Annotated in this window: 18 protein-coding genes and 1 other annotated feature; of the genes, 14 read left to right on the plus strand and 4 right to left on the minus strand. The window is 46.1% G+C overall.

Features of this window, described 5'->3' with window-relative positions; genetic code table 11:
* Nucleotides 1-80 precede the first annotated feature (80 nt).
* From BVG16_RS13255 to BVG16_RS13270, 4 genes are all read left to right on the plus strand, one after another.
* The gene (locus tag BVG16_RS13255; protein WP_078499161.1) at nucleotides 81-926 is read left to right on the plus strand and encodes a TolB family protein; all 846 of its coding nucleotides are present in this window, start codon (nucleotides 81-83) and stop codon (nucleotides 924-926) included.
* A 13-nt stretch (nucleotides 927-939) separates the two neighbouring features.
* Nucleotides 940-1299 carry a hypothetical protein gene (locus tag BVG16_RS13260; protein ID WP_078499162.1) on the plus strand — a complete coding sequence of 120 codons (360 nt, stop codon included), beginning with the start codon at nucleotides 940-942 and terminating at the stop codon, nucleotides 1297-1299.
* 28 nt (nucleotides 1300-1327) lie between these two features.
* On the plus strand, nucleotides 1328-1930 hold the full coding sequence (locus BVG16_RS13265) for a chloramphenicol phosphotransferase CPT family protein (protein WP_078499163.1): 603 nt from the start codon (nucleotides 1328-1330) through the stop codon (nucleotides 1928-1930).
* A 158-nt stretch (nucleotides 1931-2088) separates the two neighbouring features.
* On the plus strand, nucleotides 2089-3075 hold the full coding sequence (locus tag BVG16_RS13270; protein WP_233147029.1) for a phosphotransferase: 987 nt from the start codon (nucleotides 2089-2091) through the stop codon (nucleotides 3073-3075).
* 45 nt (nucleotides 3076-3120) lie between these two features.
* On the opposite strand, the gene BVG16_RS13275 is transcribed toward BVG16_RS13270, so the two are convergent.
* Entirely contained in the window at nucleotides 3121-3873 is a 753-nt protein-coding gene (locus tag BVG16_RS13275; RefSeq protein WP_078499164.1) for a CAP domain-containing protein, read from the minus strand.
* Nucleotides 3874-3973: 100 nt separating this feature from the next.
* On the opposite strand from BVG16_RS13275, the gene BVG16_RS13280 reads away from it, so the two are divergent.
* Nucleotides 3974-4321 (plus strand): tryptophan--tRNA ligase, encoded by a 348-nt coding sequence (locus BVG16_RS13280; RefSeq protein WP_144027385.1) that lies wholly within the window; start codon nucleotides 3974-3976, stop codon nucleotides 4319-4321.
* Nucleotides 4322-4387: 66 nt separating this feature from the next.
* Nucleotides 4388-4643: a binding site (T-box leader), on the plus strand.
* 46 nt (nucleotides 4644-4689) lie between these two features.
* The gene (gene metG, locus BVG16_RS13285) at nucleotides 4690-6333 is read left to right on the plus strand and encodes a methionine--tRNA ligase (protein ID WP_078499166.1); all 1644 of its coding nucleotides are present in this window, start codon (nucleotides 4690-4692) and stop codon (nucleotides 6331-6333) included.
* A gap of 71 nt (nucleotides 6334-6404) precedes the next feature.
* Here metG and BVG16_RS13290 read toward each other — a convergent pair whose 3' ends face one another.
* Nucleotides 6405-6782 (minus strand): hypothetical protein, encoded by a 378-nt coding sequence (locus BVG16_RS13290; protein WP_078499167.1) that lies wholly within the window; start codon nucleotides 6780-6782, stop codon nucleotides 6405-6407.
* Between the two features lie 185 nt (nucleotides 6783-6967).
* Here BVG16_RS13290 and BVG16_RS13295 point away from each other — a divergent pair, with 185 nt between their 5' ends.
* The gene (locus tag BVG16_RS13295; protein ID WP_078499168.1) at nucleotides 6968-7465 is read left to right on the plus strand and encodes a Crp/Fnr family transcriptional regulator; all 498 of its coding nucleotides are present in this window, start codon (nucleotides 6968-6970) and stop codon (nucleotides 7463-7465) included.
* A 63-nt stretch (nucleotides 7466-7528) separates the two neighbouring features.
* Here BVG16_RS13295 and BVG16_RS13300 read toward each other — a convergent pair whose 3' ends face one another.
* Together BVG16_RS13300 and hmpA are read right to left on the minus strand one after the other, a co-directional pair.
* Entirely contained in the window at nucleotides 7529-8431 is a 903-nt protein-coding gene (locus BVG16_RS13300; protein WP_078499169.1) for a chitosanase, read from the minus strand.
* Nucleotides 8432-8748: 317 nt separating this feature from the next.
* Nucleotides 8749-9972 carry an NO-inducible flavohemoprotein gene (gene hmpA, locus BVG16_RS13305; protein WP_078499170.1) on the minus strand — a complete coding sequence of 408 codons (1224 nt, stop codon included), beginning with the start codon at nucleotides 9970-9972 and terminating at the stop codon, nucleotides 8749-8751.
* 557 nt (nucleotides 9973-10529) lie between these two features.
* Between hmpA and BVG16_RS13310 the strand changes: the two genes are divergently transcribed.
* The 7 genes from BVG16_RS13310 to BVG16_RS13345 all read left to right on the plus strand — a co-directional run bounded on the left by BVG16_RS13310 (nucleotide 10530) and on the right by BVG16_RS13345 (nucleotide 16247).
* Entirely contained in the window at nucleotides 10530-11171 is a 642-nt protein-coding gene (locus BVG16_RS13310; protein ID WP_078499171.1) for a YitT family protein, read from the plus strand.
* Between the two features lie 199 nt (nucleotides 11172-11370).
* Nucleotides 11371-12210 carry a GNAT family N-acetyltransferase gene (locus tag BVG16_RS33850; protein ID WP_332888781.1) on the plus strand — a complete coding sequence of 280 codons (840 nt, stop codon included), beginning with the start codon at nucleotides 11371-11373 and terminating at the stop codon, nucleotides 12208-12210.
* Nucleotides 12211-12248: 38 nt separating this feature from the next.
* Nucleotides 12249-13325, plus strand: coding sequence for an undecaprenyldiphospho-muramoylpentapeptide beta-N-acetylglucosaminyltransferase (locus BVG16_RS13325; protein WP_078499172.1), 1077 nt, complete (start codon nucleotides 12249-12251; stop codon nucleotides 13323-13325).
* Nucleotides 13326-13499: 174 nt separating this feature from the next.
* Nucleotides 13500-13985, plus strand: a complete 486-nt coding sequence (locus tag BVG16_RS13330; RefSeq protein WP_078499173.1) for a hypothetical protein — start codon at nucleotides 13500-13502, stop codon at nucleotides 13983-13985.
* 17 nt (nucleotides 13986-14002) lie between these two features.
* A complete protein-coding gene (locus BVG16_RS13335; RefSeq protein WP_078499174.1) occupies nucleotides 14003-14356 on the plus strand; it encodes a cupin domain-containing protein in 354 nt (117 codons plus the stop codon).
* 197 nt (nucleotides 14357-14553) lie between these two features.
* Nucleotides 14554-14988, plus strand: a complete 435-nt coding sequence (locus tag BVG16_RS13340; RefSeq protein WP_078499175.1) for a YciI family protein — start codon at nucleotides 14554-14556, stop codon at nucleotides 14986-14988.
* A complete protein-coding gene (locus BVG16_RS13345) occupies nucleotides 14988-16247 on the plus strand; it encodes an RNA polymerase sigma factor (RefSeq protein WP_078499176.1) in 1260 nt (419 codons plus the stop codon). The genes BVG16_RS13340 and BVG16_RS13345 overlap by 1 nt, the downstream gene beginning before the upstream one ends.
* The last annotated feature ends 93 nt before the right edge of the window (nucleotides 16248-16340 follow it).

Genomic DNA, 16340 nt, shown 5'->3' on the forward strand with positions numbered 1-16340 from the left:
AGTAATGTGACTATGGGAGAGGGAATATGAAACCGCTGTCGAAAGGATATAACAGATCTTAACGATGGGGGAGAAGACCGATGACTGTGAACAGCACATTAGAAATCGTGGATATACAGACAGGGGAGCGTACCGCGTTAATAACGTTCGATTACCTGATTGAAGCGCCGAATTGGACAAGCGATGGCAAGCGTCTTATTTATAATAGCCAAGGTCGCCTGTATTCGTTTGATATTGCAACAAGCGAGAGTACAGTAATCGATTCGAATTATGCGACGCAATGTAATAATGATCATGTCCTATCCCCTGATAACTCCCAGATTGCCATTAGTCATCATACGAAAGAAGATGGCAAGTCTCGTATTTATATTCTGCCGCTAGAGGGCGGTGAGCCGGTTCTTGTTACGCCGAAGGCTCCTAGCTATTTGCATGGTTGGTCACCGAATGGTGCCGAATTGGCTTATTGTGCAGAGCGGAAGGGTCAGTATGATATTTATACGATTCCGGTAGGTGGCGGCGCAGAGGTACAGTTGACAGATACTCCGGGACTGGATGATGGGCCTGAATATTCGCCAGACGGACAGTACATTTGGTTCAACTCGGTTCGTACAGGATTGATGCAGGTGTGGAGAATGCGGGCCGATGGCAGCGAGCAGACGCAGATGACTTTTGATGAGAGCAATAACTGGTTCCCGCATGTTTCTCCAGATGGCGAGGCGGTCGCATACCTTAGTTATCGCAAAGGGGATGTTGCGCCTGGCGACCATCCTGCGAATAAGAACGTTGAAATTCGATGGATGGCAAGCACAGGGGGCGAATACCGTACACTGGTGCAGCTTTTTGGAGGACAAGGTACGATTAACGTGAATTCATGGTCGCCTGACAGCAAGCAGTTGGCATTTGTAAGTTATCAGGTGAAGGAGTAGGAGGAGAAATCAGATGAACATCGGGGAACGCATGGGAGAAGGGAAGACGGCCGTTGTTTTTGAATGGGGACGTCATGAAGTAATTAAGGTTTTCCATGATCGCAATGCCGCTGCAGATGTGGCTAGAAGCGCCATGATCTTAAAATCTACTGCCGTACCTCCACAAGCACCGACGTGGGTCCATCATCGTCCGTACCGTGATGCGTTTCTGCGAACCTATCTCCAAGCATATATGAAGGATTGTATGCTAACGAATGAGGAAATCGATCGATGGATCATTCCATCCTTAACGGTCCGTATGGAAGAATTAATAGGACATGAACAACGAGAGATACTCGATCTATTACGAGAGCATCTGCGAGAAGTAGGATAGAGAACAGTCATGATTTAAGGGGGAGCTTATGCGACAAGGAACCGTGATATTTCTGAACGGAACATCGAGTGCAGGAAAGACAAGCATTTCTCAGGCCTTATTGCAGACATGTGAAGAGGATTTCATGTATGTATCCGTAGATCATGCGATTGCCGGCGTGAATGAGATGTTGCTGCGTATGTATGGGGAGCATGTGTCTGTCGACGAAATCAGAAGCATCGAGAACGATGAAACGATTGAACCCCCAGTGATATCTTTGTTCCATCACACGATCAAGGCCTTCTCGATGTTAGGTAAGAACGTGATTGTAGATCATGTACTGGTGGAGTCGGGATGGGCGGCGGAATGTGCTCAATTGCTTCACGAGACGCCGGCATTTCTCATAGGCGTGCGGTGTCCGTTAGATGAGATGGAGCGAAGAGAACGTGATCGGGGGGACCGACCTGTCGGCCTTGCGAGAGCGCAGTGGGATATCGTACATCAACACCGTACGTATGATCTTGAAGTGAATACGCATACCAACTCGATTCATGCGTGTGCTAAGCTTATCACGGAATATGTGCGTCAACATCAACCGGTAGCTTTTAAAGAACTTTACGCAGCAGCTTTAGCCCACAAAAAAATTCTTTGAAAAACAACGTTTTTCCAAAGAATTTCGTATGCCGATTTTTATCTAGACCTTATTCAACATCATAACAAATCGTTCAGAAACAGTCTATACTTTAGGCTGTTTTTTCCGTATATTAGGGTTTGCCGGCCGGCTAAAACCTTTGAGATGGAGTGGTGACGATGAAGGAATATCAGGAGCATATCGATCCAATTGATTTGCAGACATACGCAAAACATACATTTGGTGCCAATTACGTCATTCACCGGGTGAGCAGAATGCATGGCGGTGCGCAAAAGGTCGTATACAAAGTCGAGTTCACAAATCATTTCATTTGTGTTCTCTATGTATGGGACCTCACGATGAGTTATTTTCAGGAAGAGACAGAGGATACGGAAGAAGAGGAACGTTCCTACGGGAGTACGCTGTTTGTACAAAATAATTCGTTCATGCTTGAGCAGGGAATTCGAACACCTGCCCTATACTTTCTAAATAAAGAACAAGATCGTTATCCCTTCGATTTTGCATTTGTAGAATACATTGATGGAAAGAAGGCCGAAGCGTATTTTGGCGCGGATTCGATTCAGCGTGATACCGTGCTCTACCGGCTGTCGGAGATGCTCTACAAGATGCATGATATCACACGTACGACGTATGGAAAATGGGAGGGCGATTCGACGAAAGAGGTGACGCCATGCCATCGCCATGAATTGAATAATGCCTTTACACAGTTATCTTATGTATCCCAGTACATGGACGACATCTCAACGCATCAAGGCAGTCTGATAGATTGGTTATATGAATTGGAGTCCAACATTCAACCGCGTGATCGGTATGGTTATATTCATGGGGAACTTGGGCCGGATCATATCATGGTGGGTGAAAATCTTGAGCCGTACTTGATCGATATCGAGGGAGCCATGTTCTATGATATTGAGCACGAGCATAGCTTTCTAGAGTTTCGCTTTGGGGATTTTTATCGCTATTTGAAACGAGAGGATCTCGATCCGAATCGAATGCAGTTCTATCGATTACATCATCACATTTCTTGTGCTTCCGGAGGACTTAAGCTGTTGCATCGCGGTTATCCGAATCAGGGGCTCGCGCGTGATATTGCTGAATATAATAGCCAGCGTGTCATGCAGTTGCTTCGCGAACGAGCCTATTGATATGAATGAAGGCACCCGAATTCGGGTGCCTTCGCCATGTATCCATTAACCTGTGAACTCTTGAACCCATGCGCCATTGTAGTAACCAATACCGATCTTGGTATAGTTGTTATTTAAAATATTGGCCCGATGCCCCTCGCTGTTCATCCAGTCGTTCATAACTTGCTCGGCGGTGGTCTGACCTTTCGCGATGTTTTCGCCTGCGTAACTGTACGTGATTTGGAACTTCTGCATCATATCGAATGGGGAACCATAGGTTGGAGAATTATGATCGAAATAATTGTTATTAATCATATCTTGGGCTTTAACGAGTGCCATATGGGATAGACTGTCATCCATGCTTAACGTTTTTAAGCCGGCGTTCTGACGTTGTTTATTCACTAAATCCAATACTTGTTGGTTGAACCCTTGCGTGTCTTTGGCAGGTTGCCCTGTATGCTGTGCGGGTGGAGACGGCTGTTGTGTCGGTTGTTTTGTCGGTTGTTGAACAGGCTGTTGTGTTGGTTGTTGTACGGGCTGTTGATTTGGAGCTCCGATAGGTCCTTGGCTTGGAACACGGATGTCAAGGAGACCGTCGGGTAAGGTATACGATGGTGCTTGTCTCGTCTTGATGGTTGATTTGTTTTTCTTCGTGGTACGGGTGGATGAAGCATGCGTTGAAGATGTTGTATGCACGGTAGATTTACCATGCGTTACAATACGTGTTGGCTGGGGAGTTGATTGTTTCTTGTACGTTTGGTTGTTACTCATACAACCAGTTATGAGCAACATTGCTGCAAATGCCAGATACTTCTTCATGGATGTGCCACCTCGATGTATGAAATTTAGTTCGTGCTTATGTTTTCCCATGGATGTATTCGTTATCCTGTATTGTTCTGGATAATATGCGCCGGATGATATCCGCAAAAAAATATCTCGTGCCGTCACAGATTCGGACATGTGCGTTCGTTATGACTGGGATCACAAGCCGGAAGTCAGCAATCTCATCGAAATCTATAGTGTATTCTCGGGCGATTCCGTGGATATCATAGAAAGAAGGTATGAGGGACACGGCTATGGTTCTTTTAAGAAAGATCTTGCGGAAGTCATTATTCAGAAGCTGGTTCCCATACAAGCGAACTATAAAGAAATCATTCATTCACAGGAATTGGATGACATCCTGAAAAAAGGCGCTATACGAGCCGCGGAGGTCGCGAATGAAACATTAATTCGAGCGAAGCGAGCCATGGGGTTTGTAACATTTTAAATGGTGATCTATCCGCTTGACTTCCACGATTTGGTTGCGTATAATCTCCAATAACTTCATGTAATATGAAAAGCAATGAAGAGAAAGAGTACCTTGGTGATGACTTTGTACAGAGAGCTCCGGTCGCTGAAAAGGAGTAAAGAATAACCTTGGGAATATGGTCTCAGAGCTGCGCATCGAACCCTTAAGAGGGTGTAGGCTGCGCCGGAACCGTGCACCCGTTACCGTGACGCGTTTATCGCGTCGTACCTGATAAGGTGAATGCCGCAAGGCAGGAATGAATTTGGGTGGTACCACGTGAGCGACAACTCTCGTCCCTTTATGGATGAGGGTTTTTTTGCGTCTAAAAAAAAAGGAGGATGGAGAAGATGGCACATATTTTTATTGGCGGGGCATGGCCTTATGCGAACGGTTCATTACATTTGGGGCGTCTCGCGAGCCTGCTCCCAGGCGACGTTCTAGCTCGATATTATCGGGCAAAGGGAGAAGACGTGTTGTATGTGTCTGGCAGTGATTGCCACGGTACGCCTGTGGCGGTTCAGGCGATTCAGGAGGGCGTTAAGCCAGGAGATATCGCAGATCGGTATCATCAGGAATTCCTAGATTGCTTCAACCAATTGGGATTCTCCTATGATTTGTATACACGTACAGATCAATCTTTTCATCATGAGGTTGTTCAGGACATCTTTACCAAGCTGTTGGATCATGGGTATTTGTATAAGAAGACCCTTCAGCAAACCTACTGTGAAACCGACCAAAGGTTCTTACCCGATCGGTATGTGGAAGGCACTTGTCCCGTATGCGGAAATCGAGCAAGAGGGGATCAATGTGATTATTGTTCGACGTTATTGGATCCAGCAGATTTAACGGATAAGACATGTAAATTGTGTGGGAATCCTCCCGTGGAACGCCCAACGGAGCACTTCTATCTGGAACTATCCCAATTTCAAGCGGAATTAGCGGGTTATGCTGCTGAAGCGCAGGGGTGGAGAGAGAATGCCGTTCAATTGACAAGACGCTACCTGGAAGAAGGTCTTCAAGACCGTGCAGCGACGAGAGACCTGACGTGGGGCGTTGATGTCCCTTTGGCAGGATTTGAGGATAAGAAAATTTATGTGTGGATCGAAGCGGTTAGCGGCTATTTGTCGGCTAGCAAGCAATGGGCAGCAGAAACAGGCGGAGATTGGGAGTCATTTTGGTTGAATACGCATGAAGATATTACAGCGTATTATGTTCATGGGAAAGATAATGTTCCTTTTCATACATTGATATGGCCTGCACTGCTGTTGGGCATTGAGGGCTTGCACTTACCAGATAAGATCTTATCGTGTGAGTACATGACATTAGAGGGCAAGAAATTCTCCACCAGTCGGAATTGGGCGGTATGGGTTCCCGATTTGTTGCGTCGATACCAACCGGATTCCATTCGTTATTTTCTGATTGCAAACGGTCCGGAGAAACGGGATACCGACTTCTCATGGAGAGAGTTCATTCATAGCCATAACGGCGAACTGCTGGGCGCATTCGGGAACTTCGTACACCGTACATTGGTTTTCATAGAAAAATCGTTCTCCGGTTATGTGCCGCAAGGAACTCTGCATGAGGATTGGCGCAAAAACCTAGAGAGTTTGTACACGTTAGCAGGGACCCTCATTGAGAAAGGAAACCTGAAAGAGGCCATTGAACTGATCTTTGCCTCGGTACGTCAGGCTAACAAATATTTTGACGAACGAAAGCCATGGCTGCAAGTGAAGGAGGACCGCGACGCATGCAAGGATACACTGTATACCTGCGTACAAATTATTGCTAATCTTGCACATTTGCTACAGCCATTTATTCCGTTCGCATGCGCCAAGGTAAGAACCTTCCTTTCCCTTGGAGAGCCCGTGTGGCAATGGGTTTCGGTTCCATCAGATCGACAAGTCTTAGGATTAGAGCTGCTGTTCGAACGAATAGACCCCCGTCAGATTGAGGAAGAGACAAGTGCCTTAGAGCAACAGACCACATCGTGATTACTGGATCTATCGAGAAGCAGCCAAAAGCGAACAGCGAATAGCGTGAGGGCTGCTTCTCCGTGTTCCATTTAAACTTCTTCATTCAAATCGACATTTAAGTATTCGCTTAGATAACGCTCGACCTCCGCTTTCACCAGGCTCCAGAGCATAGAAAAGGTATGATGGTAACCACGGCATATATAGAGGACCTCCACACCAATCTTCGTGCGCTTCTCTTCATATACTTTCAGTCCGTGAGCGCGGAGCTGTTTACGGATGCGGACCAAGTCTTCATGGACTTGATTCTGCACGTGGCGTAAATTTCGAACGTAAATCATCGGCATTTTAAGCGGTGCCGTACCGATCGTCTGCATGTCTCGCTCCAATACATCAAGTACGATGGGGAGGATAACATATTGTTTGACGAGTGTGAAATCGACCTCTGTCTGCAGTGGGATGGATTTCATCGTTAACACTTCCCATTATTAGAATACGAATCTCACATTAAGAACATCTGTTCTTATTATACACATAATACCGAACAAATATTCTTATTTCAATAGCAATTTATTGAAAAAGTTAGGATTAGGGTTTGCGACAAGCGGAGAGGTTCGCTATTCTTAAGTAAGAAATGATAAGTAGGGGGAACGTCATGATCGTACATAAAGGAGAAATTCTATTCCGGCAAGGGGACCCTGGAGAGAATTTATATCATATTCGAAGCGGGATTTTCAAAGTAACCCGATTGCATGAGAACGGCAATATTGTTCTGTTCAATATCTTGTATCCCGGCGAGATCGTTCCGCATCATTCGCTGATCACCCCGAAGGAATGTCATGGCACAGCAACTGCGCTTATGATGGGCGAGGTTGAGGTCATTTCTGCTCATACATGGTATCAAGAGCTGGAGGACAATCCGGACAAAGCACTTGCGATTGCCAAGATGCTGCAGGAGAAGCTTCGATTTATGCAGCAGCGTATCGATCATTTGACGATCGGTTCGCCGGGTGAGCGATTGGAATTGTTGAAGCAATGGATGTATAGCTATTCGGGAAATAACGTATTAACGGATTTACTGACGCAAGAGGAAATCGGGCAATTGATCGGAGTTCGACGCGAGACGGTAAACCGACTCCTTCGCCAAGGTTAATAGGATAAAGGGGCTTTCCAAAGGTCTGAAATGACCGGATGGAGAGCCCCTTTTTCTTCGGATCTACTTCATGATCCAATTCGTGACACTAATAATGGCGGCATCAGCGTTCTTGAGATCGGTCTCGCCCATACTCAAAAGCGAGCTCCATTGCTTCACGCGATTTTTCCCATTGGGCGGTTGGTTGTAGTCGTTCGTATCCACGATCAGGGTACGTTTGGCGTAGAAATTCGTCATGAATGTCTTCTCATCTTTACTGCTGCCGGACCGTGAAAGAACACCTTCTAAGCTTCCTGAATCTCCTGTAGCTCCCTGATTAAGAGCCGTATCCACAAAAGATCCGATGGTTAGCGCGGTACTGAAACCGCGCTGTTTAGCTTGCTGTACGCTGTATTTGATATAGACATTGTAAAACGTACGCCACATCGCTTCTCTCCAAGCTGCGTTGTTCTGGAGACCGTTGATTTTGCCGCAGAAAACCTTTGAACTATCTGTTATGTTCAAGATAGATCCCTTCATCGTACCATGGACGCCTATGCGTGCCAGACCGCCCTCAACGCTAGGTTTACTCGCTCCGCTAACCGCATCGTATTCCTTGAATAGGGCAGGACCATCTGGTCCCGTATCGTTCGGTCCCCCTGTAGTCGCGCCGAATATACCGATGGTATATCCGCGGTCATCCGTAATGTCCTCGCAATATCCATAGAATTTAGTCCAATTCAGAGTGTCTTGCTCCGGTTTATTGACGAGCTTCATAATGTTATTCCACTGCTCTCCATCAAGACCCGTATTGGTTTTTAGGAACTGAAGTATAGACGGCGGGAAATTAGCGTCGGGAGAGCTTGCTCCATGAACCTTGGGTTGAAGCGAGGGGGCGGTCCCCCATAACGACGTCAGAACTGCAAAACTAAGCAATGTTAAAACAAATAATTTCGTCTTATTTCTGATGGGTTTAGCATGTGTCATCAATAATTCCCTCCTAAATGAATGTAATGGATACGCATAAAATACAAGCGCTTTAACTTTTGGCCGACAGGTTCCCTCATGTAAAGCTTCATCCTAACTAAATGCATTTCACTCCTTTCAAAAGCCCTTAATTTAAACGCTTTAACTTTTGAGCTATATCTTTTGCTGCCTCTTTATCCTATTTCGTAATCAAATGCATTAGAACTTTGCTTTTCGAGTTTTCGCACGTTGGAGTACAACAGAAAAAAGGTGGAGCAAGTTGTCCTTGCCCACCTTTTTCACTTTTACATGATCACCTGAATCCATGGAGCAAACGTCTAAGCTTCTAAGCTGCCTGCAGGACCAAAAAATTCATAATGAATACGATCAGCTGCGACACCGTTTTGTTTCAATGCCTGAAGAACGGTTTTCATAAATGGTGTTGGGCCGCAGAAGTAGAAGTCAGCCGTACGAGCCGTCTCTTCAGGTAATACGGATTGAAGCCATTGGAGATCAATATAACCTGTGTGGTCACAGGTGTCGCCCGCGAGAGGAGACTCGTAACATACATACGAAGTAACCTGCGGATGCTGTTCGGCTATATCCTTAACATGGTCACGCAGCGCATGGAATCCGCTGTGGATCGCAGCATGTATAAAAGTAACGGGGCGTTCAGGTTGCTTACCCACAAGCGTATTCAACATGCTGATCGTAGGGGTAAGCCCTACACCTCCACTGATTAGTACGACGGGAGCTTGGCTTGGTACGGCTGGATCCAGTGTGAAATCACCCGCGGGAGCACTGATCTCGAGTACATCGCCCTCATGAACTTGATCATGCAAATAGTTCGACACCACACCAGCAGGTTGTGCATCGTTGCCTGCTTCTCTTTTGACGGTGATGCGATAGTAATCCGAGTTCGGGGCATCGGAAAGGCTGTAATGACGAAGATGCGTATTCGTTCTGCCTTTAACCGTTGCACGCACGGTAATATATTGTCCTGGAAGGAATGCAGCGATGGCTTGACCATCCGCAGGCTTTAAATAGAAAGACGAAATGGCACTGCTTTCTTGATCTTTACGGGTAACAACGAATTTACGGAAGCCGTCCCAACCACCCGGTTGAGCCGCCGTTTGGGCATACATGTCCGCTTCTACACCGATGAACGCATCGGCAATGACGCCATAGGCATCAGCCCATGCATTGATAATATCGTCGGTAGCCGCGTCGCCAAGCACATCCTTAATGGCCTTGAGTAGATTCTCACCCACGATAGGATAATGTTCGGGTTTGATGCCGAGCGCACGGTGCTTATGAGCGATTTGTTTGACAACCGGAAGAATGTTCTCTAGCTGATCGATGTTCGCTGCTGCTGCATAGACGGCATTCGCAAGGGCACCAGACTGTTTGCCTTGACGCTGGTTCGCATGATTAAAAATATTTAGCAGTTCAGGATGGCTCGTGAATAACATTTCATAGAATCGTTTGGTTATAGCGGTACCATGGACTTCTAGGACGGGTACCGTAGATTTAATAATTTCAATCGTTGCTTGATTCAACATACAAAGGACCTCTTTTCGTGATATATGTCACATTAATCTGAATCTCAGTATAGTCCCCTGTATGGATCATGAATGTGATTTCGCGCACAATAAAATGCAAGGTAATGTGAACAAAGTCACACTGGTTGAATTGTGAGAAAACCTCTATCGAGGCCTTTCAAAGATGAGCGACCGCGTTTAAAGGTAGGTTTTATCGCCAATAAGAAAGTTGTTTTCGTATGCCGAAAACTTATCTTTCTTATGTGGTGAGAAAATTTGAACTTTAGCCAATGTTGAATTTGTGGTATACTTAGTTCAGAAAAAGTTCAAAATTCAAAACAGAAAGGATCAGGATACCATGTGTCCCCGAAGGACGAATTCCCCAAGGACAGTCTGGAAACGTTATGATCTCTCCTACACTTAGCGTCATAGTTGGATGTTTGCACGTCGACATGTTCGATTAACCAACCAACTATGAGAGAAGCGTGTAATGATGCGAAGGATGAAGTCCTCGACGAAGTCCCTCATCGTTGGTTGGAAAGCTAAACCCAAACCAATGATGTTAAGAGGGAACGACAATGAGGAGAAAAGAAGAACGGATTCAACAGTTGTTACAAGTCACTATGATGTTAGTCGGTACGTTTTTAATGGCATTTTGTTATTATCACATTAATTTTCAGAACAATTTAGCCGAAGGCGGTTTTGTTGGTCTCGCGTTACTTGGAAAGTACGCCTTTGACTGGTCACCGTCGATTACGATGATTGCACTCGATATTCCGATTCTAGTCATCGCAATGTTTGTGAAAGGGCGCAAGTTTTTACTGAATACCGTGATTGCAGCGATATCCCTTTCCGTGTTTTATGACATTTTCGAGCAGTTTTCACCGTTAGTGATTAACCTGAAAGATCATATGCTTGTAGCTGCGATATTAGCGGGTGTGATTACCGGCTTTGGTGCGGGTATTGTCATTCGTTTTGGCGGAGCAACAGGCGGAGATGACATTTTGGCCTTATTCTTAAGTAAATGGTCAGGTTGGACGGTAGGAACCATGTTTTTTGTATTGGACGTGTTCGTCCTCTTATTATCACTCGTTTATTTACCTCTTGCAGAGACACTGTACACGGTTCTTGCGGTAAGTATTGCAGGCAAGATGATTACATGGACGGTCGGATACGGTATTGCTAAGCAGACGCACGTATCTACAGCTGCACGGAATTGACGTATACATGACAACCACCCGAGGATCTCTTTATGAGATGCTGCGAGGTGGTTTTTTTATTGCCTATCAGGCCGCATATGGGGGATGAAGCCAAAAGAAACGTTAGCCATCACAGTTGCTATAAATCATATCGATAGGTATTTATGTAGGGCCCTCAACATGTTATCGTTAAAGAAAAATTATATAGTGAGGTTATTCCATGATACACGTAGTGGGAGCAATCGACGGACAGACCCGGTGTAGACATTATCACCAAGATCGAGATGTCATTGCGATCAAATTCAAATGTTGCAACAAGTACTATGGATGCTATTATTGCCACGAGGAAGCTGCAGGCCATGATGCTATGGTGTGGCCGACCGACGAATGGCATACCCATGCGATTCTGTGTGGAGGATGCGGCGCGGAACTAACGATAGAAGAATATCTACATTGTGACTATAACTGTCCATCCTGCGGGATATCGTTCAATCCGGGGTGCAGCAATCACAATCATCTTTATTTTGCATCATATCCAGGGGAAAGGAAGCTCATCATGCCAAAATATCAGTTTCATGCGATGAATGAGGAAGCAGCAGCTGCGATTTCTACATGGATCTATCCCACGCCATACACCATGTACAGTATGGACGACAGCGAGGACACTTTAGAAGAACTGATGAACGGGGAGTACTTTTATGCCGAGACCGCGGATAATCCTTGTATTGGTTTTGTCTGTATGGGAGGGTCAGCGCGTGTTCCTGGGGGGTATGTGAGCGGGATTTACGATAACGAAGCTTACATAGATATTGGGCTTGGGTTAGAGCCGACCCGGACAGGTCAAGGGAATGGAACCGAATTTGTGACAGAAAGCCTCGAATTCATTCGGCGTACATACGGCCATACGAACTTTCGATTGGTTGTTGCGTCATGGAATGAACGAGCGATGAAGGTGTATCAGCAAGTCGGTTTTATCAAGGGTAAGGAATTTGCGAGCAGCGTTCGAGGGCAAGAAATAAATTTCACTGTCATGCATTATTCGTCTTCATTTCTGATATAATCTGTCGGGTGAAGAATAACTTCTGAGGGGATGTAGCCGTGAAAGGACAACAGCGTATACTATTTACCGGCGGCGGATCGGCAGGGCATGTGACGGTGAATTTAGCACTCATTCCTAAGCTGAAGAAGCTGGGTTGGGATATTACATATATGGGCTCGCAAAAAGGGATTGAGGCGCAATTGATTCGTAACGTGCCTGACGTGAAATACTTCGGAATTTCGACAGGGAAGTTACGCAGGTACGTGGATCTGGAGAATATCAAAGATCCTTTTCGGGTGGTCAAAGGGGTGTTCCAGGCTTACCGCAACATTCGCACGATTCGACCTGACATCGTCTTTTCCAAAGGCGGGTTCGTATCGGTTCCGGTCGTATTAGGCGCGTGGATGAATCGAGTGCCGGTCATCATTCATGAATCGGATCTCACGCCGGGGCTGGCCAATCGAATTGCCATTCGGTTTGCAACCCGAATTTGTCTCACGTTTTCGGAGACTGCGCAATACATTGGCGGGGATAAAGCGGTACATGCCGGAGCGATTATTCGTGAAGAGATCCAGCAGGGTGATGCGCGACGCGGAAGGGTTTTGTGCCAATTTAAGCAGGGTATTCCTGTGATCATGGTGATGGGCGGGAGTCTAGGCGCACGAAAAGTTAATGAAGCGATTCGAAGCAACTTAGCCGAACTGACGAAGTCGTATCAAATCATACATATTTGCGGTAAGGATCAAGTGGATCATTCCATTCGTCATCCTCGATATGTTCAGTTCGAATACGTACAAGAGGAGCTGGCTGATCTGCTGGCGATGACAGATTTGGTCGTGTCCAGAGCAGGCTCGAACTCCATCTTTGAATTTCTAGCGCTAGGTAAGCCGATGCTGTTGATTCCATTGTCGCGGCAAGCAAGCCGTGGGGATCAGATCTTGAACGCAGAATCTTTTCGCAAATCAGGGTATTGTGAAGTGCTTCTGGAAGAAGAGTTGAATGATCAATCCTTCCTCCAAGCGTTGCGTACCTTAGCCGCCCGTAGACTCGAGATACAATCTAACATGAGCCAAGTTGCGAAAGATCAAGCGATTGAGACGGTTGTCGCATTAATACAGAACATTTCAAAATCATAAACAGGGATGCATCGCGCGCTAGGAAAAAACGTGGTGCATCTTTTTTATGTTCAAATACCATACATCCATCCATAAAAATCTATAAAAATTGAAATAATTATACTATGATAAAGATACAACTACCATCCTTCAAGTGAAAAGACAGCAGATCTGGCGTTATAGGAGGGAGTATATATGAGGAATCATAATGATGAGAAGGCCGCCCTCGAAGCAGCGGCGATCGGCATATTTCTGAATATTTATAACCTGAACCATCCTCAACCGCTATCGATCTGGAAACGTCAAGAGCGCCCGGATTATGTCTTAACGGATGGCCGCCATCATCGGATTGGGGTGGAAGTAACGCATTTGTTCTACGATCACCTGGAAGCAAGGAGAGTCTTAGGCAGACTGAACCCGAATAACCACGGGGAAGAAAGCTTCGAGGAATTTGCTCAAGTATTGAATGACCTGCTCCAACAAAAAGAGAAAAAGTTCAAAAAATATAATCAGAGTTACCCCGTTTCCCTTCTGGTACGGAATGTCTCACCCTTATTTGGGATGTCAGATGTTCTGAAGCACAAAGATTTATACTACAAACCGTCGGGGATGATGAATGTTTGGTTCCTCTCAAAAGACGGCATTGATGAATGGTTATTGAAGGATTTATTTGATTTGTGAATGGAGAGAAATGGAATATGAAAATTTTTCAGTTTGATCGCGATGTGGCTAGGGAAGTTACTGCATATCAAAGTCATAATATTGCATTCACAAAAGTGGCTCAAGCCGACGATGGAATCCATATGGGGTGTATGTTCATTGGTAAACAGGGCGTGATTGGCGGTCATGAGGCGCCTGTGGATCAATTGATGCTGGTCGTACAAGGGGAAGGGATGGTAATTGGAGCAGGAAATCAGGAAACCAAAGTCTACTCCGGGTTTGCAGTATTCTGGGAACGCGGGGAGTGGCATGAGACGAAAAGTGAAGCAGGTATGACGGTGATCATCATAGAAGGAGAAGCGTTCAAACATTATTTAAAAGAATTGATCTAAACATAATATATTCTTCGAGGTCACGTTTCGTGGCCTTTTTTTGCATATAGTCGCTAGCGTTTTTTTGGTTTATATTACCTGTATAGCCTGTTCTAGATCGCATAACTTTTTAACAAACATTTGCTTCTGGATGTCGAATTGCTTCATTCTTATTCGTTGTCTGTATATACTACATTTCCTAAAGGAGAGGTTTCAAAATGAGATTTATGATGGTCGTCAAAGCAACCCAAGATTCAGAAGCAGGCGTAATGCCGAGCCAAGAGCTTATTGAGGCGATGCAGCGGTACAATGAAGAGTTGGTCAAGGCGGGGGTGCTGCTCGCGGCAGACGGGTTACACGCAAGCTCAAACGGGATTCGAATTTCCTATCCCGAGCCCAAAGGGAAGCCGAAGATTGTCGATGGACCTTTTACGGAGTCAAAAGAAATTATCGCGGGCTATACACTCATTGAGGTGAAGTCAAGGGAAGAAGCCATCGAATGGGCACTGCGCATGCCGGATCCTCATGGGTTCGGCGAAGGGCAAATCGAGCTGCGGCAGGTATTCGAAGCACCGGATTTGATGCAGGATCCGGAGACGTTGGTGAAGGAAGCGATGCTGCGCGAAGAAATGAAGAGGCTTAATCAATCGTGATGGCGAACGAAACGCATCGTACGATCGACGCCATTTGGCGAATAGAGTCTCCGAAGCTGATCGCCGGCTTGACCCGAATGGTTCGGGATGTCGGCCTCGCCGAAGACTTAGCGCAGGATGCGCTGATCATAGCGTTGGAACGATGGCCGGAAACCGGCATTCCCGATAAGCCAGGGGCATGGCTTATGACAACGGCAAAACGCCGTGCGATCGATTTTCTGCGCAGAAATAAGCTGCAGGTTCAAAAATATGAAGAATATAGTCGCAGCAGCCCATTGTTTACCGAATTGGATGTGAATGCGGCTATGGACGGGGAGATTGGTGACGATCTCCTGCGTTTGATTTTCATGACTTGCCATCCTGTTTTATCAAAAGATGCACGCGTAGCATTAACATTACGCCTGCTAGGCGGTCTGACGACGGAGGAAATTGCGCATGCTTTCATCACCTCTGAATCAACCATTGCCCAGCGGATTGTCAGAGCGAAGCGGTCGCTGAGTGCGGCGAAGGTGTCGTTTGAAGTTCCGGCAGGTGAAGAATTGAAAGAGCGATTGGCATCTGTGCTCGAAGTGATCTATCTCATGTTCAATGAAGGCTACACCGCATCCTCTGGCGGGAATTGGATCCGTCCGCTGCTCTGTCAGGAGGCGCTTCGTCTTGGACGGATTCTCGCAGAAATTGCATCTTCGGAATCGGAAGTTCATGGACTAGTGGCATTGATGGAGATTCAATCGTCCCGCTTCCGTACCCGTGTCAATGATCAAGGAGAGCCGATCCTTCTCATGGATCAGAATCGTGGTTTGTGGGATCAGATGCTCATTCGTCGCGGACTCGCCGCGTTGAAGCGTGCAGAACGTCTAGGACGGCCTTCCGGTCCCTATGTTTTGCAAGCTGAAATCTCAGCCTGCCATGCCGAAGCGAGGACAGCTGCAGAGACCAATTGGATGCGAATAGCCGCGTTGTATGAAGCTCTGTCACGTGTTATGCCTTCACCCATCGTTGAATTGAACCGCGCCGTCGCGCTTGGCATGGTCTTCGGACCTGCTTTTGCGCTTCAACTTGTGGATGTATTGGCTAGTGAACCAACGCTGCATGAATATCATCTTCTGCCGAGTGTTCGCGGCGACTTTCTTATGAAGCTCGGGCGAATGGCTGAGGCTCGGATTGAATTCGAACGAGCTGCCTCGCTTACGACTAATGATCGTGAACGGGAATTATTGCTAAGACGTGCTGAGGAATGTAAGTCTCGCGATACATAAAATTTTTTTGTAATTTCTTAATCGATTTGTCGATTTGGTCATTCTTCATTCGTCGTATACATAAAGGCGATTCAAATCCATAACTAATAAGAG

The organism is Paenibacillus selenitireducens (assembly GCF_002021565.1).
GTDB classification, from domain to species: domain Bacteria; phylum Bacillota; class Bacilli; order Paenibacillales; family Paenibacillaceae; genus Paenibacillus_K; species Paenibacillus_K selenitireducens.